Genomic DNA, 20,540 nt, shown 5'->3' on the forward strand with positions numbered 1-20,540 from the left:
CCGGATCGGACGCGATCAGACCAGCCCGACCTCCTGGAACTTCGCCGCGACGATGTCCTTGTCGAACGGCTTCATGATGTATTCGTCGGCACCGGCGTGCAGGGCGCGCGCGATCTGGGCGACTTCGTTCTCGGTCGTGCAGAAGACCACCTTGGGGCGGTCGCCACCGGGCATCCGGCGGAGCGTGCGAAGGAACTCGTAGCCGTCCATGCGCGGCATGTTCCAGTCGAGCAGGACCGCGTCGGGCAGCTCGCGCTGGCAGGCGTCGAGTGCCTCCTGACCGTCCTCGGCCTCGGTGATCGCGAAATCCATGCCTTCCAGGATACGCCGCGCCACCTTGCGAATGACGCTGGAGTCGTCGACAACCAAACAGGTCTTCATCGCGTGCCTCGCTTCTTCCGTGAACCGGCCGCGGTCTCTGCGCCGGCCCACCCGCAGTCGAAAAACGCCTCGCTCAGGCCGCGATGGCCTCGCCCATGTCCAGCACGCGGTCGACGTCGAGGACGACCAGGAGCTGACCGTCGAGCCGATGGACGCCGGCCGAGACGCGGGCGAGCCGCGCGTCGAGATTGACCGGATTCGGCTCGCGGTTGTTCTCGTCGAGCTTGAGGACCTCGCCGACCGTGTCGATCAGCAGGCCGTAGGACTCGCCCTTCGACTCGATGCCGATCGCCATCGGCTTCTTGCCGTCCTCGCGCTTCGGGAGGCCGAGCCGTCGGCGCATGTCGATCGCCGTGACGATGCGGCCGCGCAGGTTCAGCACGCCGGCGATCTCCGGCTGCGACAGCGGCACGCGGGTGAGCCGCTCCAGCATGAACACGTCCTGCACCCGCGAGATCGGCAGCCCGAAGAGCTGCTCGCCCAGCATGACGGTGACGTATTCGGTGAGCTGGTCGCTCGGGTTGTTGTCGTTCGCCATCCTCGTCTCCATCACGCTGCCTCGGCGTGGGCGGTCTGTTCCTTCAGGGCGGCGATCAGGCCCGGCCGGTCGAACTTGGCCACGAAGTCGTGGAAGCCGACCTCGCGTCCGCGCTCGATCGCCTCGGGCGAGGTCAGGCCCGACAGGGCGATGATCGGAACGTCCTTGGTCTCGGGATCGGCCAGCACGGCTTCGGCGAGATCGAAGCCGTTCATGCCTGGCATGTCGATGTCGGTGACGACGACGTCGATGCGCTTGCCGGACTTGAGGACGTCGATCGCCTCCTGGGCGGCGCCCACCGTGGTGACCTGATAGCCGGCGGCCTTCAGGACCGGGGTGAGCATGTTGCGGAAGAACGCCGAGTCGTCGACGAACAGCAGCGAGCGCGTCACCGGGCCGCCGAGCGCCTTGTCCTTGCGGCGCAGCCAGTCCTCGAAGGCGATCGGCAGGAAGTAGCCCATGTCGATGATCTCGGTGGCGTGGCCCTTGACCACCGCCGAGCCGAGCACGCCGGGGACCTCGCTCGACACCTCGATGTTGAGGTTGTCCTCGACGATGTCGACGATCTCGTCGACCACGAGTCCCATCGAGCGGCCGTCGTCGGAGAACACCAACAGTGGCTGGGTGCCCTGGGTGCGGATCTGCACCTCGTCGTTGACGCGCACCAGCGGCATCAGCTGGCCGCGATACTGGACCAGGCGGCGGCCGTTGGAGATCTCGATCTTGGTCGCGTCGATCTCCTCGAGGCGGGTGACCAGCGACAGCGGCACCGCCTTGGGCTCCGGCGAGCCGGCCCGGAAGACCAGCAGCGAGGTGGTGTTGTCCTGTCCGGCGTGATGCTGGACGGCCGCCTCCTCGGACTGTCCCTGCGCCGTCGCGATGGTGCCGAGCGCCCGCGCGATCCCGTTCGGATCGATGATCATGATCACCGAGCCGTCGCCGAGGATCGTGTTGCCGGAGAACATCGCGATGTGCCGCAGCTTGGTGGACATCGGCTTGACCACGATTTCCTCGGTGTGGAAGACGCCGTCCACCACGATGCCGAAGGTCTGGTTGCCGACCTGCGTGACCACGATGAAGCCGTTCTCGGCGTCGTTCGCCGACTCGGCCTGCACCTCGCCCTCGTCCATCTTGAGCAGGCTCTTGAGCCGGATCAGCGGCAGCAGCTTGTTGCGCAGCCGCAGGACGGGCGTGTCCTTGATCCGCTCGATCTTGTGCTCGGAGTTGGTCTGCGCCCGCACCAGCTCGACGACCGAGAGCTGCGGAATGGCGAAGCGGTCGCCGCCGGCCTCGACGATCAGCGTCGAGACGATGGCGAGCGTCAGCGGGATCTTGATGATGAAGCTGGACCCGGAGCAGGCCACCGACTTGACGTCGACGGTGCCGCCGATCTGGTCGATGTTGGAACGGACCACGTCCATGCCGACGCCGCGGCCCGACACGCTCGTCACCTTGGCGGCGGTCGAGAAGCCGGCGGCGAAGATGAACTTGTGGATCTGCGCCTCGCTCATCTTCTCGATCTGGGCCTCGGTGGCGAGCCCGCTCGAGACCGCCTTGGCCTTGATCTTCTCGGTGTTGAGACCGCGCCCGTCGTCGGCGATCTCGATGATGATGTGGCCGCCTTCGTGATAGGCGGAGAGACGGATGGTGCCCTTGTCCGGCTTGCCGAGCGCGCGGCGCTCGGCCGGCGTCTCGAGGCCGTGGTCCGCCGAGTTGCGGACCATGTGGGTCAGCGGATCCTTGATCAGGTCGAGGACCTGGCGGTCGAGCTCGGTGTCGGCGCCGTGCATCTCGAGCTCGATCTGCTTGCCGAGCTCGGTGGCGAGGTCACGCACGATGCGGGGCAGCTTCTGCCACGCGTTGCCGATCGGCTGCATGCGCGTCTTCATGACGCCTTCCTGCAGCTCGGCCGTGACGTTGGAGAGCCGCTGCAGCGGCACCTTGAACTCGCTGTCCTCGTGGCGCCGGACGATCTCGAGCAGCTGGTTGCGGGTCAGCACCAGCTCCGAGACCATCGTCATCAGGTGCTCGAGGGTCTCGACGTTGACCCGGATCGACTGGTTGGCGACCTTGGAGTCGTTCTTCTCCTCCTCGCCCTTGCCGTCGGCGGGGCTCGACAGCGCGGCGGCCGCCTTGGCGGCGTTCGGCACGTCGGACGGCGGCGTGAACTTCGGGCCGGGCGTCTCGCGGAACGCGCGCTCGAGCTCGTCGAGCGACACCTCGCCCGGACGCAGCTGGCGCTCCAGGATCTGGTAGGTCAGCGTCCCGGCCGTGACGTCGGCCGCGGGCTGCGGGGCCGGCGCGGCCTCCGGCTCGGCCGCCTTGGCGGGCGCCGGGGCGTTGATGGCGAGTCGCTCGAGCTCGTCGATGAGGTCGCGGTCCTCGCCGGCCGGCTCTTCCTGGTTCTGCTCGAGCTCGTCGAGCAGCGACTTGATCCGGTCGATGGTCGAGAGGATCAGCGTCACCGCCTCGCCCGTCACCGAGGTTCCGTCGCGGAACTTGCCCATCAGGGTCTCGGCAGCGTGCGCCAGCGCTTCGAGGCGTGGCAGGCCGAGGAACCCGCAGGTTCCCTTGATGGTGTGGACCAGCCGGAAGATGTTGTCGAGGATCTTGGCGTTGTTTGGATCCTGCTCGAACCGAACGAGCTCGACGTCCACCACGTCGAGGCTCTCGTTCGTCTCGGTCAAGAATTCCCGGAGCAAGTCGTCCATCGGAAAAAACTCGCGTTACAGGCTCGAGCAGCCCGGAAGGAATTCGGGAGCTGATGCAGTCTGTTGGGAAAGCGTTTAAGTTTCGTTTCGGCAGACCGCATGGAAATGCGCATCACACTGCGCAAAGTCGATCGGCAGGCGGTCGCGGCGTCGCGCCTGCGCTCTCGCGACGACCGCGAGCCGCTCGGAATTGTTGAAAATTAGAGCAAATATGTCGGCGCGCGTGGGCGCGTTAAGGTCGTGTTAAGCGGCCCGCGACGGCGATCGGCGAGACCAAAAAAAATTCCGCCGCCCGCGCCGGTTCGTCGCGACTAACACTCGGAAGGGCTTGAAATAACCCGTTCGTACGAGATCGATCAGCCGACTCCGGCGACCGCCTCGGCGCCGGCGGACGCCGTAGCCGTGATCACGATCGCCTCGCCCTCGGTCGCGAAGGCGACGTCGAGGCCGCAGGCGCGGGCCAGCAGGCCGGCGTAATAGGGCTGGACCGCGTGCGCGTCCATGGCCGGATCCTCCGGCGTGCCGGAGACGAGCTGCGGCAGATGGGGCGGCACGCGGGCATTGGTGCCGCGCGTCTCGATCCGGAAGCCCATGGTCTCGCCGTCACCGACCGGATCGATCGACAGCGTGCCGCCGCGTGGGATCGTGTGGCCGGCCAGCAGCAGCAGGTTGAGGACGAGCTTGACCCGATTCTTGGGCAGCAGCAGCCGCGGCAGGCTCCAGGAGAGCTTGACCTTCTCGTCCTCCAGCGCGCCGCGCGCCACCTTCTCGGCGTCGCCGAGGTCGATCTGGGCGCCGGCCGAGCCGGAGGCGCCGAAGGCGAGGCGGCAGAACTGCAACCGGGCCGAGACCCGGCCGGCGCTCTTCTTGATCAGGTCGAGCGCGAAGGCCTTGGTCTCCTCGTCCTGGGCGTCCTCGAGGACCTCGAGGCCGTTGACGATGGCGCCGGAAGGGCTGATCAGGTCGTGACAGACCCGCGAGCACAGCAGGGCGGTCAGGTCGAGCGGATCGAGGATCGCTGCGCTGGGCGTCACGGCGCTGGACATCGTGTCTGGTCTCCGCGGGCCACCGAATCGGCGCCCCCGCCGCGGTGGTGCGGTGTGATACACCGGCGCGAAGCACCAAGGCAAACCGCCGTTCACCATACCGGACGATCTCCATGGCCCCGATCGACGACGCTCTTCTGGCCGACCTCTCGGCGCTGGTATCGCGGGCCGGACGCGCGATTCTGGAGGTCGCGCGGAGCGCCCTCGCGGTCGCCGAGAAGGCCGACCGGTCGCCCGTGACGGCCGCCGACCGCGCCGCCCAGAACGTGATCCTCGACGGCCTCGCCCGGCTGCTGCCCGGCGTGCCTGTGGTGTCGGAGGAGAGCGAGGCGAACGCGGGGCGGCGCTTCGGCGACGAGACCTTCGTGCTGGTCGACCCGCTCGACGGCACCCGCGAGTTCGTCGCCGGCATCGACGAGTACACGGTCAACGTCGCGCTGGTGAGCGGGGGCCGGCCGACCGCCGGCCTGGTGTTCCTGCCGGCACGCGGCGTCCTCTATCGCGGCCGCGCCGGCGTCGGCGCCGAGCGGGTGGCGGTGCCGGCCGGCGCCGCCGACGGCCCGGCGGTGGCGATCCGCACCCGCCCCTGCCCGGCCGCCGGTCTCGTCGCTGCCGTGAGCCGGTCGCATCTCGACCCGCGGAGCGAGCAGTTCCTCGCGGCGCGCGGCGCCGGGCAGCGGATCGCCTGCGGTTCGGCGGTCAAGTTCGGGCTGCTGGCGGAAGGCGCCGCCGACGTCTATCCGCGGCTCGCGCCGACGCGCGAGTGGGACGTGGCGGCCGGGCACGCCGTGCTGGCGGCGGCCGGCGGTGTCGTTGTGCGCCCGGACGGCAGTCCCCTCGCCTACGGCGACGGCCCCGGCGGCTTCCTGGTGCCCGGCTTCGTCGCCTGGGGCGACCCGGCCGCGACGGCACCGGGATGCCCGGAGGGAGCGCCGGCGCCGGTCAGGGCGTGAGCTGGGCCCGCAGCTCCGGCCAGTGGCTCTGCGCGTCGGTCAGCACGGCGAGCGGATCGGCCAGGAACTTGTCGCGCGCCTTCTCGCTGTAGAACAGCATCAGCCGGCCGCGCAGCACGACGAACACCTCGGGGTGGCCGGGCCGCGAGATGCCGCGGGCGATGCCGACCGGATCGTAACCGCCGAACAGCGGCGCGTAGACCCCGGGATTGTCCGCGAAGGCGTTGCGGTTGCCCTCGTTGCGGAAGCGCCAGACCGTGCCCTGATAGACGTATTCGTACTCGGGACGGCCGGGGGCCGCCTTGCCGTCGACGAAGTAGGAGACCGGGTCGAAGCCCGCGATGGCGAGCCCGGAGTAGCGGTCGGTGACGACACGCTCGGTCGTCGCGGCCAGCAGACCGGATGTCGGCGCGAGCGCCAGACCCAGAATCCCGGCAACCAGAGCGAACAGGAGCACGCGCGCAGTTTGCCGGGTTCGCCGCCTTGGCGTCATAGTGTTGCCGGATGTTGTCTCGATTCGGGTGGGACACTCCTAGCGCGATTTCGTAATCACGCCGTTAGCGCGCTGCAGCAAAAGCTCGGGCAAATTCGAAGTTCGGGCGAGTCGAAGGTCGGGCACGGTTCGGAAGGGTCGGATATGCGCACAGTCTCGCGTTGGATCGCGGCCGCGGTCGTTCTCCTCGGATGCGCCGTACCGATCGCGGCCTCCGCCCAGAGCCAGCCGGTTCCCGCCCATCGCAACAACGACACCTATTCGACCGGCGAGATCGTCTCCGCCGGCCATCGCTTCTTCGGCGGCGTCTCGCGCAGCCTGGCGACCCTGGTCGAGCGCGCCGCCAGCCAGTGGGGCCTGCCCAACGGCTACGTGCTCGGCGAGGAAGGCGGCGGCGCCTTCTTCGGCGGCCTGCGCTACGGCGAGGGCGTGCTCTACACCAAGAACGCCGGCGACCTGAAGGTCTACTGGCAGGGCCCCTCCTTCGGCTGGGACGTCGGCGGCGAAGGCGCCCGCACCATGATGCTGATCTACAACCTGCCAGCGACCCAGGCGATCTATCAGCGCTTCGGCGGCATCGACGGCTCCGCCTATTTCATCGGCGGCCTCGGCATGACGGCGCTGACGTCGAACAACATCGTGGTGGTGCCGATCCGCTCCGGCGTCGGCCTGCGCCTCGGCGCCAATATCGGCTATCTCAAGTTCACGCCGCAATCGACCTGGAACCCGTTCTGACGCAGACGGGTCGAACCGCCCCGCAGGGGCCTCCCCGGACGTGCTCCCGCCTCCGGGCGGCCGGACACTGTTGCGTGAACGCTTCGAATTTGCCGTTTCCGGGCCTTGCAAAACAGTGGTCAGGTCGTTGAATTCCCTTTAGAAGCTGGACACTCAAACGGCCGACGGCACCTCTCCCGGCGGCGCGAGTAGCCGGAGGCGTTCGCCATGATCGAACAGGCCATGCTGTTCGGGATCGGGTTTCTGGTCGCGAGCCTGTTCAACCTACTGTTCGTGCCGCTGGTGCACAACCGGGCCGTGCGACTGACCATGCGACGCCTGGAGGCCGCGACCCCGTTCTCGATGGCCGAGATCCAGGCCGAGAAGGACCAGCTCCGCGCCGAGTTCGCCATGTCGACGCGGCGCCTGGAGATGAGCGTCGAGCAGCTCAAGACGCGGGCCGCCGGCCAGCTCGCCGACCTCGGCCGCAAGTCGATGGCGATCGGTCGCCTCAAGCAGGAGCTGGACGAGAAGAACGCCGCCTTGCTCGCCATCGAGGCGCGCGAGAAGGCGCTGCGCGAGCAGCTGCAGTCGACCGAGCAGGAGTTCTCCCGCAAGAGCGACAAGGCCCAGTCGGTCGAGCGGGTGCTCGTCGGCAAGGAGGCCGAGCTCGCCAAGCTGACGGCGGCGCTCGACGAGCGCACCTCGGTGTCGGACAGCCAGCGCATCGAGATCGCCACCCTGAAGACCCAGATCGAGTCGCTGAAGTCGCGGGTCGAGCAGGCGCAGAGCGACCTCCGGGACACCAAAACCCGGATGGACAAGGAGCGGGCGGCCGCCGCGAGCGTGGCGGCGGAGCTCGCCCAGGAGCGCACCCGGGCGGCCGAGCTCGGCACCCGCACCAGCGAGCTCGAGCGCCAGCTCGGCGAGCAGACCGGCGAGGCCGAGGGCCTGGGCCGGCGCATCCGCGAGCTGGAGGAGCGGCTGACCGAGCAGGGCCGCATGCTGGTCGAGCGCGAATACGACGCCCGCAAGGCGCGCGAGGAGGCGGCCGGTGCCTCGGAAGGCCTGCGTGGCGAGACGGCGCGGCTGGAGCAGGAGCTGAAGGCGGCCCGTGCCGAGAACGCCCGGCTGGAGCAGGAGCTGGCGGCGTTCCGCAAAGGCAGCGAGGAGTCCTGGGCCAGCGAGCGGGTCGAGAACGCCCTGCTGCGCGAGCGCATCAACGACGTCGCCGCCGAGGTGGTGCGCCTCACCATGGTGCTGGAGGGCGCCGGCTCCCCGATCGAGGCGCTGCTCGCCGAGGACCGCCCGGCCGAGCCGGCCGGGGCGGAGGCCGCCGCGACCGACGGCCCCGCGTCGCGCGGCGGAGATCTCGTCCAGCGCATCCGCGCCCTGCAGGCGCGCGCCTCCAAGGTGGCGCCGCCGGTGCCGGCCGGCGTGGGCGCCGCGGTGCCGGAGGTGGCACCGGCGGCCTCCTGACCCGCCGGCCCGTGCGCCGGCTCCCCGCGGCGGTGGCGCTGCTCGTCCTGGCGATCGCATCCGTCGCGAACATGGCCGCCGCCGGCGAGCGGCACCCGCCCGGACGTGAGCGGCACCGGCCCGCCCCCCCGATCCGGGAACCGGCCCGCTTCACCGACGACCAGATCCTGCGCGGCTTCCTGGCGGTCGCGTTCGGTGCCGAGTTCTCGACCGCACCCGACGACCGGATTCGCCGGTTCGACGGCCCGGTCCGCGTCCTGGTCGACGCGACGGGCACTCCCCCTGCCCTGCGGACCCGCCGCACCGCCGAGGTCGCCGCGGTGGTCGCCGAGATCGGCCGGGGCGTGCCGCATCTCGACCTCGCGACGACCCCGGCCCGCGACGCTGCCAACCTCACCGTGCTCGTGGTGCGGCGGCGCGACATCCCCGCCACCGTGCGGGCGGTGTTTGGCCCGGCGCGGGCGAGATCGATCCTCCGTCGCCTGCAGCCCGAATGCATCAGCGGGTTTTCACGCGATTCCGCGAACCGGATATCCCGGGCCGTCGTGGTGCTGGCGGCCGACACCTCGGACTTCGCCTTCCGCGACTGCGCGTTCGAGGAGATCCTGCAGGCGCTCGGGCCGATCGACGACACCGACGCGGTGCCGTGGACAATGTTCAACGACGCGGTGCGGACCGGCCGCTTCGGCCGCTACGACCGTCACCTGCTCGGCCTGCTCTATCACCCGCGCATGCGGCCCGGCATGACCCGCGCCGAGGCGGAGGCGACCGCGCGGGCGGTGCTGCCGGAGGTGCGTGCGGCGGTCGACCGGACGCCGGCGGATGCCCCGGCGCCGCCCGCCGCAACCGGGCGGTAAGGTTAACGCTTCGTTTCGATTGCGGCGGCACGCCGCGGCTCCTAGCGTTCGGTGGTGGCCCGGTGGCGGAATGGTGACGCGGGGGGTGCCGACTGCTCTCCCACATCCTGGTTCGAATCCAGGCTGGGCCTCCACGCCGCGTCCCCTCCCGGATGGAACTAACCGGACCGGACTGCGTTACCAACGGCCCGTCACCACGCTTCGCAACCGCCTCGGCTCGGCCGGGCGCTGCCAGCAGGGCCATCGATGGCGCCATCGATCCCTCAATCGATCCGATCAGGTCGCCCGACCATGTGCGTTCTCCGGTCCGTCTCGCGCAGGATGCACGGCCGACCGGCGCCCCGTTCCACCCCGCCCGCCATGCACTTTTCCGAGTCCCGAGGTCCCGGAGGATCATGACAACTCGTTCGCACGCCAGCCTCTTCGCCACCATCCTGTCCGAGCATGGTCCGCAGATCCTGTCGGCCTGGTCGGATCGCCTGAAGTCGACCGGAGCTCTGGCCTCCGGCCGGCTGCGCGAGGCCGAGCTGCAGACCCAGTGCCGCACCGTGCTCGAGCTGCTGTCGACCGCGATCGCCGGCGGGCTCGACGCCGCCAGCCCGAACTACGGCCCGCTGCGCGACGTCCTCGCCGACGTGTCGCGCTCCCGGGCCGTGCAGGGCTTCACGCCGTCCGAGACAGCGACCTTCGTGTTCTCGCTCAAGCAGCCGCTGTTCGAGGCGGTGAGCGCCGCCGAGGCCGGCGACCCGTCGACCGTGGCGCGCGCCGTCCAGGACATCACGCAGCTGATCGACGCGCTCGGCCTGTACACCATAGAGGTGTTTCAGAAGAGCCGCGAGGAGACGATCATCCGCCAGCAGCGCGAGATCGCCGAGCTGTCGACGCCGGTGGTCAAGCTGTGGGACGGCATCCTGGCGCTGCCGCTGATCGGCACCCTCGACAGCCAGCGCACCCAGGTGGTGATGGAGAACCTCCTGGAATCGATCGTCGCCCAGACGGCGGAGATCGCCATCATCGACATCACCGGTGTTCCGACGGTCGACACCCTGACGGCCCAGCACCTTCTCAAGACCGTCTCGGCGGCGCGCCTGATGGGCGCCGACTGCATCATCAGCGGCATCCGTCCGCAGATCGCCCAGACGATGGTGCATCTCGGGGTCGAGCTGAACGTCGTGTCCAAGGCGACCCTGGCCGACGCCTTCGCCCTGGCGCTGAAGCGGGTCGGCCGCACCGTCGTCGCCGTCAAGGCGCGTGAGCTGCCGGCGGGCTGAGCTCATGGACCGCATACCGATCCTCAAGCTCGGGAACGCGCTGCTGGTGACCATCCAGGTCGACATGCACGACCGTCTCGCCACCGCGCTGCAGGAGGACCTGACCGAGAAGATCGTGTCGGCACGCGCCCGCGGCGTGCTGATCGACATCTCGGCGCTGGAGATCGTCGACAGCTTCATCGGCCGCATGCTCGACCACATCGCGGCGATTTCCCGCATGCTCGACGCCGAGACCGTGGTGGTGGGGATGCGCCCCGCCGTCGCCATCACGCTGGTCGAGCTCGGCCTGTCGCTGTCCGGGGTGAAGACCGCCCTCAATGTCGAGCGCGGCATGGAGCTGATCAAGCGCAGGCTCGACGAGACCGAGGTCGCCGATGGCGACGACGACGAGTGACCGCATGGAGGTTCGTTCGTCGGACGACGTGGTGCGGGTACGCCAGCAGGTGCGGGCCCGCGCCGTGGAGGTCGGCTTGTCGCTGGTCGATCAGACCAAGATCGTCACGGCGGCGAGCGAGCTCGCCCGCAACATGCTGGACTACGGCGGCGGCGGCGTCACCACGATCGAGGTGGTGTCCGACGGGATGCGCCGCGGACTGCGCCTCGTCTTCGAGGACACGGGCCCCGGCATCGCCGACATCGAGCTCGCCCTGAAGGACGGGTTCACCTCGGGCAGCGGCCTCGGCCTGGGACTTGGCGGAGCCAAACGGCTGTGTAACGAGTTCTCCATCGACTCGAAGCCCGGCGAGGGAACGCGCATCGTCTGCGCGCGATGGAAGTAGGATCATGATCCGACGTGCCGACGATCGTCTTTGCGGGGCCAACCGCGGGTGCGGAGCTGGACCGCACCCCCGCACGCGGCGCCGTTCACCGGCGTCCGGGCCCGCCGCGAACACACCGTCCCGGACCGGCCGATAGGTCGACCATGATCCGGGTTCCCGTCACCGAGACGAGCCAGGTCTCCGAAGCGCGCCGCACGGCCGCCGAGCGCGCCGAGCAGTGCGGCTTCGGCACGGTCGACGCCGGCCGCGTCGCGCTCGCCACCACCGAGCTCGCCTCGAACCTGATCAAGCACGCGGGTGGCGGCGACATCCTGGTCGGCGGCTTCGACGAGCCCGACGGGGCCGGCATCCAGGTACTGGCGCTCGACAAGGGCCGCGGCATCGCCGACCTCGCCGCCTGCCGCCAGGACGGCTATTCGACCGCCGGCACCAACGGCCACGGTCTGGGCGCCGTGTTCCGCCAGGCCCATACGGTCGAGGTGGTGTCGTGGCCGGCCCTCGGCACCGGCCTGCTCGCCCGCTTCGAGCCCGGCCCGCCGCCGCAGAGCAACAAGCCGAGCCGCGCCACCTTCGGCGTCGTCTCGGTGGCCATGGAGGGCGAGAGCGTCTGCGGCGACGGCTGGAGCGTCGACGAGAGCGCCACCGCGCGGACCCTGATGGTCGTCGACGGGCTCGGCCACGGCCCCAATGCCGCGACCGCCGCCTCCGAGGCCGTGCGGGTCTTCCAGCGGCACAAGGGACACCGGGTGCCGACCATGCTCGACTACATTCATGGCGGGCTGCGCGCCACCCGCGGCGCCGCGGTGTCGATCGCCCGCATCGACACGGCGGCGGACGGGGTCGAGTTCGGCGGCATCGGCAATGTCTCGGGTGTCGTGGTGACTCCGGCGGCTTCCCGCCGGATGGTGTCGCTGCCCGGCACGGCCGGCCACATCGCCCGCAAGATCCAGAGCTTCGACTATCCGTTCGACGACGGCCTGGTGGTGCTGCACTCGGACGGGCTGTCGACCAGCTGGTCGCTCGACCGCTACCCGGGCCTCCTGCGCGCCCACCCCACCCTGATCGCCGCGGTGCTGTTCCGCGACCACTGGCGGCGGCGCGACGACGTCACGGTGCTGGTGGCCGGACGGGGAGCGGCGCCGTGACCTGGCCCATCGTCACCATGGCGATCGTCTCGGAGGCCGACGTGGTGACGGTGCGCCAGCGCGCCCGCCTGCTCGCCGAGAAGCTCGGCTTCGAGCGGCAAGACCAGACCCGCATCGCCACCGCCGTCTCGGAGATCGCCCGCAATGCCTTCAGCTACGGCCGGGGCGGCCGCGCCGAGTTCGCGCTCGACACCGGCAACGGCCGGCAGGTCTTCACGATCCGGGTGAGCGACCGCGGGCCGGGCATCGCCGATCTCGACGCGATCTTCGAGGGGCGCTACCGCTCGCCCGAGGGCATGGGACTGGGGCTCGTCGGGGCGAAGCGCCTGATGGACCGGTTCGACGTGGAGTGCCCGCCCGAGGGCGGCACCGTGGTGACGCTGGGGCATCTGCTGCCGGCGCGGACCGCCCCGGTGACGGCACCCGGGCTCGCCGCGATCGTGCGCGATCTCGCCGTCCAGGGAGAGGACCCGCTCTCGGCTCTGCGCGAGCAGAACCGCGAGCTGATCGAGACGCTCGACGCCCTGCGCCGGCGCGAGCAGGAGGCGCAGACGCTCGACCGCGAGCTCTCCGACACCAATCGCGGCGTCGTCGCCCTTTACGCCGAGCTCGACGAGCGGGCCGAGCAGCTCCGCCAGGCGAGCGAGCTGAAGTCGCGCTTCCTGTCCCACATGAGCCACGAGTTCCGCACGCCGCTGAACTCGATCCTGGCGCTGTCGCGCCTGCTGCTCGACCGTGTCGACGGCGATCTCACCGGCGAGCAGGAGAAGCAGGTCGGCTATATCCGCCGCTCCGCCGAAGGCCTGCTGGAGCTTGTCAACGATCTGCTCGACCTCGCCAAGGTCGAGGCCGGCAAGGTCGAGATCCGCCCGGTGCCGTTCACGGTCGCCGAGCTGTTCGGCGGCCTGCGCGGTGCGCTCAAGCCGCTGCAGACCAACCCGGCCGTCGAGCTGGTGTTCGAGAGCGGCGGCGGCCTGCCGCCGCTCGTCACCGACGAGGCGAAGGTCACGCAGATCCTGCGCAACCTGATCTCCAACGCGCTGAAGTTCACCGAGGCCGGCGAGGTCGCGGTGTCGGCCGCCCAAGACGAGGCGACCGGCCGCATCGTCTTTGCGGTGCGCGACACCGGCATCGGCATCGCCCCGGAGCACCAGGAGCGCATCTTCGAGGAGTTCAGCCAGATCGACACCCGGATCCAGCGCACCGTGAAGGGCACCGGCCTGGGCCTGTCGCTGTCGCGCAACCTCGCGGCGCTGCTCGGCGGCGAGCTCGCGGTCGAGAGCGTGCTCGGCCAGGGCTCGGTGTTCCGCCTCGCGATTCCGCCGCGCTTCGGCGAGGCCGGCGAGGCGGGCGCCACGACGCGGCGGCGCGTGCTGGTGATCGACGACGACGAGACCTTCCGCTACGTCTTCCGCCAGCTCATCGGCGGCGACTCGCGCTTCGAGGTGATCGAGGCCGCCGACGGCGAGGCCGGCCTCCGCCGCGCCTGCGAGGATGCGCCCGACCTCGTGCTGCTCGACCTGCAGATGCCGCGCATGGACGGCTTCGCGGCCCTGCAGCGGCTGGAGGCCGACCCGCGTGCGAGCCGCATCCCGGTGGTGATCTCGACCTCCCTCGCGGTGACCCCCGAAATCGCGGCACGGGTGCGGCCGGGCGTCCCCATCCTGTCCAAACGCGATCTCTCGCGCGAGAGGCTGTCGACCCTGCTGGCCGACATGATCGAGAACAAGGTGGTGCCATGACGGACGGCAGGCCACTGGTCCTCAACGTCGACGATCGCGAGATCGGCCGCTACACCAAGAACCGCGACCTCGCCCGCGCCGGCTTCGCCGTGATCGAGGCGGCGACCGGGGCCGACGCGCTCCGCATGGTGGAAGAGCACCATCCGCACGTGGTACTGCTCGACGTCCAGCTTCCCGACATCAACGGCACCGAGGTGTGCGCCGCCATCAAGGCGCGCTGGCCCGAGGTGATGGTCCTGCAGACCTCGGCGACCTTCACGACGCCGGCCGACCGGACCAGCGGCCTCGACAGCGGCGCCGACTCCTATCTGGTCCAGCCAGCCGAGCCGCAGGAGCTCGCCGCCGCCGTGCGGGCGCTGCTGCGGATCCGCAAGGCCGAGGACGAGCTGCGGCGCGTCAACGAGACGCTGGAGCGCCGGGTGGAGGAGCGCACCCGCGATCTCGCCGAGGCCAACGACCGCCTGCGCCACGAGATCGTGCAGCGCGAGAAGGCGGAGGCCGCGCTGGCGCAGTCGCAGAAGATGGAGATCATCGGCCAGCTCACCGGCGGCGTGGCCCACGACTTCAACAATCTTCTGACCATCATCATGGGCAATGTCGACATCCTGCAGCGGCACCTGCCCGAGGACGTGCCCGACCGGCTGAAGCGCGCCCTCGACAACGCGGCGCGCGGGGCGCGGCGCGCGTCGTCGCTGACCCAGAGCCTGCTCGCCTTCGCCCGCCGGCAGCCGCTCGACCCCAAGCCGACCGACGTCGACGCGCTGGTCGGCAACATCTCCGAGATGCTCCGCCGCACTTTCGGGGAGCAGATCGCCATCACGCCGATGGTGGCCGACGATCTGTGGCGCGTGAACGCCGATCCCAATCAGCTCGAGAGCGCGATCCTCAACCTCGCGGTCAATGCCCGCGACGCCATGCCGAACGGCGGCCGCATCACCATCGAGGCCGCCAATGCCGAGCTCGACGACGCGAGCGCGGCCCGCGAGGCCGAGGTGGTGCCCGGCCCCTATGTGGTGATCGCCGTCACCGACACGGGCGTCGGCATGACCCGCGACGTGATCGCGCAGGCCTTCGAGCCGTTCTTCACCACCAAGGACATCGGCCACGGCACCGGCCTCGGGCTGAGCCAGGTCTACGGCTTCGTCAAGCAGTCGGGCGGGCATGTACGGATCCATTCCGAGGTCGGTCACGGCACGACCGTGAAGATCTACCTGCCGCGGTTCGACGACGACGACGCCGCCAGCGAGCACGAGCCGGCCGCCCATTCGACGCCCGCCGGCCATCGCCACGAGACGATCCTGGTGGTGGAGGACGATCCCGACGTGCGCGAGCACTCGGCCGAGATCCTGGGCGAGCTCGGCTACCGCGTGCTGCAGGCCGAGAACGGCCCGGCCGCGCTCGCCGTGCTCGAGCGCGAGCAGGTGACGCTGCTGTTCACGGATCTCGGGCTGCCCGGCGGCATGAATGGGCGCGAGCTCGCCGACGAGGCGACGCGCCGCCGGCCGGAGGTGCGGGTGATCTTCACGACCGGCCACGCGACCAGCGCGATCGTGCACGACGGCCGGCTCGACCCGGGCCTGCACCTGATCGCCAAGCCGTTCACCTATTCGGGCCTCGCCGCCAAGCTGCGCAGCGTGCTCGATCACCGGGCCGAAGCGTCGGCCGGGTGAGCCGGGCCGGTGAGCCGGACGGCGACGGACGCGCGCCGACGCACCCGGCCGGCCGGTGTCCCGGCCGCCGAGAGCGGACCTGATCAGGAAAGAGAAAGCCGGCGCCGTGTGGCGCCGGGTCCCGTCTCACGCGCCGGCCTGCCGGTACATCCGCGGTCAGGTGGCACGTGAGAGGGAGGAGATGTCGTCCCTCCGGACGCGGGTGCGCCTCGCGAGGCGCCGGCCGCTTCGGATCGGCCGCTTCCACGTCGGCATCTGCTGAACAGACCTGTCCAGCGAACCTGCCCATCGGAGGGAAAACTCGCCGACGCCCTTCGGCGTCGGGTCCCGTCTCACGGCCGGAGCCTGCCGGTACATCCGCGGTCAGGCGGCTCGTGAGAACGGGTGCGGCGATTGCCGCTTGAACCTCATATGGGGACACCGGACGGAAATCCAAGCCCCGGGTCGAGGTCCGCGAGCGACCGGGCGCACTGCCCGTCACCCACAGCGACCATAGCGGCGCTTTGTGACTGTTTCCCGACATCGGCGCGGCGGGCGTGCGACCGGCCCCGCACCCGGGTGGGAACGATTGTCGCACCCCCCGCATTGCCCCGGCGACCTTCGCAATCCAAGCAGCGCCGGACCACGTGCATCGATGCGGTTCCTGAAAGTCGTGCTCGCCCTCTTCGTGCTCGCCGGCCTGGGCTTCGGCGGATTTCTCGTCTTTGCTCATCGACCGGCGATCGAGGCAGCAGCGGCTCCGCGGCCCGACTGGTTCGACGACGCGCTCGTCGCCCGTGGCGCCGAGCTCGCCGCGATCGGCAACTGCTCGTCGTGTCACACCGTCGAGGGCGGGCCGGCGCTCGCCGGCGGCCGCGCACTGCGAACGCCGTTCGGCACCATCTACGGCACCAACATCACACCCGATCCCGACACCGGCATCGGCCGCTGGCCGAAGGAGGCGTTCGCCCGCGCGATGCGCGACGGCGTCGACCGGGCCGGCGAGCACCTCTACCCGGCGTTCCCGTACGACCACTTCACGCGGCTGACCGATCGGGACATCGACGCGCTCTACGCCTATCTGATGACCCGCACGCCGGTGCACGACACCGCACCGGCGAACGACCTGCCCTTCCCGCTCGGCTTCCGGCCGCTGCTCGCCGGATGGAAGCTCCTGTTCTTCCGGCCCGGCCGCTTCGAGCCCGACGCCTCCGCGACGGCCGAGGTGAATCACGGCGCCTATCTGGTCGAGAGCCTGGCCCATTGCGGCGCCTGCCACACGCCCCGCAACGCGCTCGGCGCCGAGGAGACGGAGCGGCGCTTCGCCGGCGGCACCTCCGACGGCTGGATCGCGCCGGCGCTGACGACGCGGAATCCGGCGCCCGTGCCGTGGACGGCCGAGGCGCTCGCCCGCTACCTGAAGCAGGGCTTCGACCGTCATCACGGCGCCGCGTCGGGTCCGATGATCGAGGTGGCGCGCAATCTGTCGCGGGTTCCGGATCAGGACGTCGCAGCCATGGCCCGCTACGTGGCGCAGTCCGTCGGCGAGCCGTCGCGCGAGCGGGCCGAGGCGGCCCGCTCGCTGCTCGCCGAGCTGGCGGAGCCCGGCCCCGCCAGCACCACCGGCACGGCGGGCGCGGCGGCGCCCGGGCGCGATCCGATCTATGCGGGCGCCTGCGGCGGCTGCCACGACGCGGCGCGCGAGATCGTCCATGCGCTGCCGCTCTCGCTCGTCACCGCCGCACGGCTCGACAGCCCGGCGAACCTGCTGCGCGCCGTGCTGGAGGGCGTGCATCCGCGCGACCGCACCGCGGGTCCGCTGATGCCCGGCTTCGACGGAGCCCTCACCGACGAGCAGATCGTGCAGGTGACCCAGCACGTGCGCACCGCGATCGCCGGCGAGCCGGCCTGGGACGACGTCGCCGGCATGCTCCGCCGGATCCGTACGGGCGACGCTTCGGACAGCGGAGGGGATGCGCGATGATCACGCTCACCATCAACGGCACGCGTCACGACGTCTCCTCCGATCCGGCGACGCCGCTCCTCTACGTGCTGCGCGACGAGCTCGGCCTGCACGGTGCCAAGTACGGCTGCGGCTTCGGCCAGTGCGGCGCCTGCACCGTGATGGTGGACGGCCGCGCCGTGTACTCCTGCGTCACCCCGGTCGCCGCCCTGCCGGGCCGCGAGATCAAGACCGTGGAGGGACTGGGGACGATCGACAGCCCCGGGCCGATGCAGCGCGCCTTCATGGACGAGCAGGCGGCGCAGTGCGGCTACTGCATTCCCGGGATGATGATGCGGGCGCAGGCGCTGCTGGAGCAGAACCCGGCGGCGGGCGAGCAGGACATCCGCGACCATCTCCAGGCCAATCTCTGCCGTTGCGGCACCCACATGCGCATCCTGGCCGCCGTGCAGCGCGCCGCCGATCTGATGCGGAGCGCCGGCGACGGCGGCCCCTCTCCCGTGACCACCGGGGCGGTCCGATGAGCCCGGTGCCGCACGTCGTCTCCCGCCGCGGCGTCCTCGCCGGCAGCGGCGCGCTGGTGATGAGCTTCGCGCTCGCCCGCACCGCCTTCGCGCAGGATCCGCAGGAAGCCCAGAACGTCGGCGAAGAGGCGCGCAAGCCGCTCCCGCAGCCCGGCAGCCTGAAGAACGAGCCGCTGCTCGACGCCTGGATCCGCATCGACGCCGACGGCCGCATCACCGTGTTCACCGGCAAGGCCGAGCTCGGCCAGGGCATCAAGACGGCGCTGCTGCAGGTCGCGGCCGAGCAGCTCGACGTGCCGTTCGAGAGCCTGACGCTGGTGACGGCCGACACGGCCCGCACGGCGAACGAAGGCTACACGGCCGGCAGCCACTCGATGCAGGACTCCGGCACCGCGATCCTGCACGCCAGCGCCCAGGTCCGCGCCCTGCTGGTCGCCGCCGCGGCCGGACGGCTCGGCGTCGCCGCCGACCGGCTCCGCACCGGCGGCGCCGCCGTCACGGCGCCCGACGGGCGCAGCCTGTCCTACGGCGAGATCGTCACGGCCGAGATGCTGCACGTGAATGCCGCGCCGCAGTCGCCCCTGAAGGATCCGGCGGACCACACCGTGATGGGCAGGCCGGTGCCGCGCGTGGACATCCCGGCCAAGGTGACGGGCGGAGCCGCCTATGTGCAGGACATGCGGCCGACCGGACTGGTGCACGGCCGCATCGTCCGGCCGCCGAGCCCGGGTGCACGGCTGCGCGCCGTGGACGCGGCCGCGGTCGAGCAGATGCCGGGCGTCCTGAAGGTGGTTCGCAACGGCAGCTTCCTCGGCGTGGTCGCCGAGGGCGAGTGGCCGTGCATCCAGGCGATGCGGCGGCTCGCCGTGCTCGCCCGGTGGGAGGGGCACTCCGACCTTCCCGACGCCGCGACGATCGACCAGACGATCCTGAAGCTGCCCAGCCAGGACACCGACATCCTGGACACCGGGCATCTCGGCGCGCCGGAGGGCCGGCGCTTCGAGGCGACGTTCACGAAGCCGTACCAGATGCACGCCTCGATCGGCCCGTCCTGCGCCATCGCGCAGGCGACCCGCGACGGCATGACGGTGTGGACGCACAGCCAGGGCGCCTACCCGCTGCGCGACGCGCTCGCCGAGATGCTGCAGGTGCCGCCCGACAAGGTCCGCTGCATCCATGTCGAAGGCTCGGGATGCTACGGCCACAACGGCGCCGACGACGTCGCCGCCGACGCGGCCCTGCTCGCCGTCGCCGTGCCGGACCGGCCGGTGCGGGTGCAGTGGATGCGCGAGGACGAGCACCGCTACGAGCCCTACGGCCCCGCCATGGTGGCGAAGCTCACGGCGGTGCTCGACCGGAGCGGCCGCATCGTCGACTGGACCCACGACGTGTGGAGCAACACCCACCTGACCCGGCCCGGCCGTGCCGGCCATCTGCTGCCGGCCCTCTACCTGCAGCAGCCGTTCACGCCGCCGCCGCCGAAGCCGCTGCCGCAGCCCGAGGGCGGCGGCGACCGCAACGCGATCCCGCTCTACCGGTTTCCCCGCGGCCGGGTGACCAACCACTTCATCCCGGACATGCCGCTGCGCGTCTCGGCACTGCGCTCGCTCGGCGCCTACCACAACGTGTTCGCGATCGAGACCTTCCTGGACGACCTCGCCGCCGCGGCCGGCATCGACCCGGTGGAGTTCCGGCTGAACCACATGGAGGACCCGCGCGCCCGCGACGTGATCTCGAAGACCGCGGAGGCGTTCGGGTGGAGCAGCGCCGGTACGAGGCGCCCGGGCACCGGGCGCGGCTTCGGCTTCGCCCGCTACAAGAATCTCGGCGCCTACACGGCGGTGGCGCTCGACCTGACGGTCGATCGCGACAGCGGTGCCGTGACGGTCGGCCGCGTCGTCGCGGCGGTCGACTCCGGCGAGGCCGTGAACCCGAGCGGGATCAGGAACCAGATCGAGGGCGCGATCGTACAGTCGACGAGCTGGACGCTGTTCGAGGCGGTCCGCTTCGATCGCACCCGCATCACCAGCCGGAGCTGGGCCGACTATCCGATCCTGCGCTTCGACGCGGTGCCGGCGAGCGTCGAGGTCCACATCATCGACAGGCCGGGCCAGCCTTTCCTCGGCACCGGCGAATCCGGCCAGGGCCCGACGGCCGCGGCGATCGCCAACGCCGTCGCCGACGCGACCGGCGTGCGGCTGCGCGACCTGCCGCTCGACCGTGCGAAGGTCCGCACGGCGCTCGGCCGTCGGCCGGCGTCCCGCGCCGGGTGATCACCCGACGGCGACCGCCTCC

General features: G+C 70.9%; 18 protein-coding genes and 1 tRNA gene. 14 read left to right on the forward strand and 5 right to left on the reverse strand.

The annotated features are described in order from the left end of the window. Window positions 1-15: 15 nt before the first annotated feature. The 4 genes from J2S22_RS17585 to chpT form a co-directional block, all read right to left on the reverse strand. Window positions 16-381 carry a response regulator gene (locus J2S22_RS17585; RefSeq protein ID WP_111421800.1) on the reverse strand — a complete coding sequence of 122 codons (366 nt, stop codon included), beginning with the start codon at window positions 379-381 and terminating at the stop codon, window positions 16-18. 73 nt (window positions 382-454) lie between these two features. Continuing rightward, window positions 455-919, reverse strand: a complete 465-nt coding sequence (locus J2S22_RS17590) for a chemotaxis protein CheW (RefSeq protein WP_272775967.1) — start codon at window positions 917-919, stop codon at window positions 455-457. 11 nt (window positions 920-930) lie between these two features. Continuing rightward, window positions 931-3,630, reverse strand: a complete 2,700-nt coding sequence (locus J2S22_RS17595; protein WP_272775968.1) for a hybrid sensor histidine kinase/response regulator — start codon at window positions 3,628-3,630, stop codon at window positions 931-933. A gap of 356 nt (window positions 3,631-3,986) precedes the next feature. Beyond that, the gene (chpT, locus tag J2S22_RS17600) at window positions 3,987-4,676 is read right to left on the reverse strand and encodes a histidine phosphotransferase ChpT (RefSeq protein WP_272775969.1); all 690 of its coding nucleotides are present in this window, start codon (window positions 4,674-4,676) and stop codon (window positions 3,987-3,989) included. Window positions 4,677-4,789: 113 nt separating this feature from the next. On the opposite strand from chpT, the gene cysQ reads away from it, so the two are divergent. Continuing rightward, on the forward strand, window positions 4,790-5,629 hold the full coding sequence (cysQ, locus tag J2S22_RS17605) for a 3'(2'),5'-bisphosphate nucleotidase CysQ (protein ID WP_272775970.1): 840 nt from the start codon (window positions 4,790-4,792) through the stop codon (window positions 5,627-5,629). On the opposite strand, the gene J2S22_RS17610 is transcribed toward cysQ, so the two are convergent. Next, the gene (locus tag J2S22_RS17610; protein ID WP_272775971.1) at window positions 5,619-6,086 is read right to left on the reverse strand and encodes a YHS domain-containing (seleno)protein; all 468 of its coding nucleotides are present in this window, start codon (window positions 6,084-6,086) and stop codon (window positions 5,619-5,621) included. The genes cysQ and J2S22_RS17610 overlap by 11 nt on opposite strands. Before the next feature lie 180 nt (window positions 6,087-6,266). On the opposite strand from J2S22_RS17610, the gene J2S22_RS17615 reads away from it, so the two are divergent. The 13 genes from J2S22_RS17615 (at window position 6,267) to J2S22_RS17675 (ending at window position 20,518) form a co-directional block, all read left to right on the forward strand. Further along, the gene (locus tag J2S22_RS17615; protein WP_272775972.1) at window positions 6,267-6,857 is read left to right on the forward strand and encodes a DUF1134 domain-containing protein; all 591 of its coding nucleotides are present in this window, start codon (window positions 6,267-6,269) and stop codon (window positions 6,855-6,857) included. 207 nt (window positions 6,858-7,064) lie between these two features. Next, the gene (locus tag J2S22_RS17620) at window positions 7,065-8,315 is read left to right on the forward strand and encodes a coiled-coil domain-containing protein (RefSeq protein ID WP_272775973.1); all 1,251 of its coding nucleotides are present in this window, start codon (window positions 7,065-7,067) and stop codon (window positions 8,313-8,315) included. An 11-nt stretch (window positions 8,316-8,326) separates the two neighbouring features. Then, window positions 8,327-9,172: a DUF2927 domain-containing protein gene (locus J2S22_RS17625; protein WP_272775974.1), complete on the forward strand. Its 846-nt coding sequence runs from the start codon at window positions 8,327-8,329 to the stop codon at window positions 9,170-9,172. A 56-nt stretch (window positions 9,173-9,228) separates the two neighbouring features. Then, a tRNA-OTHER gene (locus tag J2S22_RS17630) sits at window positions 9,229-9,306 on the forward strand. A 261-nt stretch (window positions 9,307-9,567) separates the two neighbouring features. Then, on the forward strand, window positions 9,568-10,443 hold the full coding sequence (locus J2S22_RS17635; RefSeq protein ID WP_272775975.1) for an STAS domain-containing protein: 876 nt from the start codon (window positions 9,568-9,570) through the stop codon (window positions 10,441-10,443). 4 nt (window positions 10,444-10,447) lie between these two features. Further along, window positions 10,448-10,837 (forward strand): STAS domain-containing protein, encoded by a 390-nt coding sequence (locus J2S22_RS17640; RefSeq protein WP_272775976.1) that lies wholly within the window; start codon window positions 10,448-10,450, stop codon window positions 10,835-10,837. A 4-nt stretch (window positions 10,838-10,841) separates the two neighbouring features. Continuing rightward, on the forward strand, window positions 10,842-11,222 hold the full coding sequence (locus J2S22_RS17645; RefSeq protein WP_272775977.1) for an anti-sigma regulatory factor: 381 nt from the start codon (window positions 10,842-10,844) through the stop codon (window positions 11,220-11,222). 143 nt (window positions 11,223-11,365) lie between these two features. Beyond that, the gene (locus J2S22_RS17650) at window positions 11,366-12,367 is read left to right on the forward strand and encodes an ATP-binding SpoIIE family protein phosphatase (RefSeq protein ID WP_272775978.1); all 1,002 of its coding nucleotides are present in this window, start codon (window positions 11,366-11,368) and stop codon (window positions 12,365-12,367) included. Continuing rightward, window positions 12,364-14,109, forward strand: coding sequence for an ATP-binding protein (locus J2S22_RS17655; RefSeq protein WP_272775979.1), 1,746 nt, complete (start codon window positions 12,364-12,366; stop codon window positions 14,107-14,109). The genes J2S22_RS17650 and J2S22_RS17655 overlap by 4 nt, the downstream gene beginning before the upstream one ends. Next, complete coding sequence (locus tag J2S22_RS17660) at window positions 14,106-15,779, forward strand: response regulator (RefSeq protein WP_272775980.1); 1,674 nt, start codon at window positions 14,106-14,108, stop codon at window positions 15,777-15,779. Before J2S22_RS17655 ends, J2S22_RS17660 begins: the two co-directional genes overlap by 4 nt. A gap of 634 nt (window positions 15,780-16,413) precedes the next feature. Continuing rightward, window positions 16,414-17,742, forward strand: coding sequence for a cytochrome c (locus tag J2S22_RS17665; RefSeq protein WP_272775981.1), 1,329 nt, complete (start codon window positions 16,414-16,416; stop codon window positions 17,740-17,742). Then, entirely contained in the window at window positions 17,739-18,245 is a 507-nt protein-coding gene (locus tag J2S22_RS17670; RefSeq protein WP_272775982.1) for a (2Fe-2S)-binding protein, read from the forward strand. Before J2S22_RS17665 ends, J2S22_RS17670 begins: the two co-directional genes overlap by 4 nt. Next, window positions 18,242-20,518: a xanthine dehydrogenase family protein molybdopterin-binding subunit gene (locus tag J2S22_RS17675; RefSeq protein ID WP_272775983.1), complete on the forward strand. Its 2,277-nt coding sequence runs from the start codon at window positions 18,242-18,244 to the stop codon at window positions 20,516-20,518. Before J2S22_RS17670 ends, J2S22_RS17675 begins: the two co-directional genes overlap by 4 nt. Window positions 20,519-20,540 lie beyond the last annotated feature (22 nt).

The organism is Rhodoplanes tepidamans, from assembly GCF_030813915.1.
Taxonomy (GTDB): domain Bacteria; phylum Pseudomonadota; class Alphaproteobacteria; order Rhizobiales; family Xanthobacteraceae; genus Rhodoplanes; species Rhodoplanes tepidamans.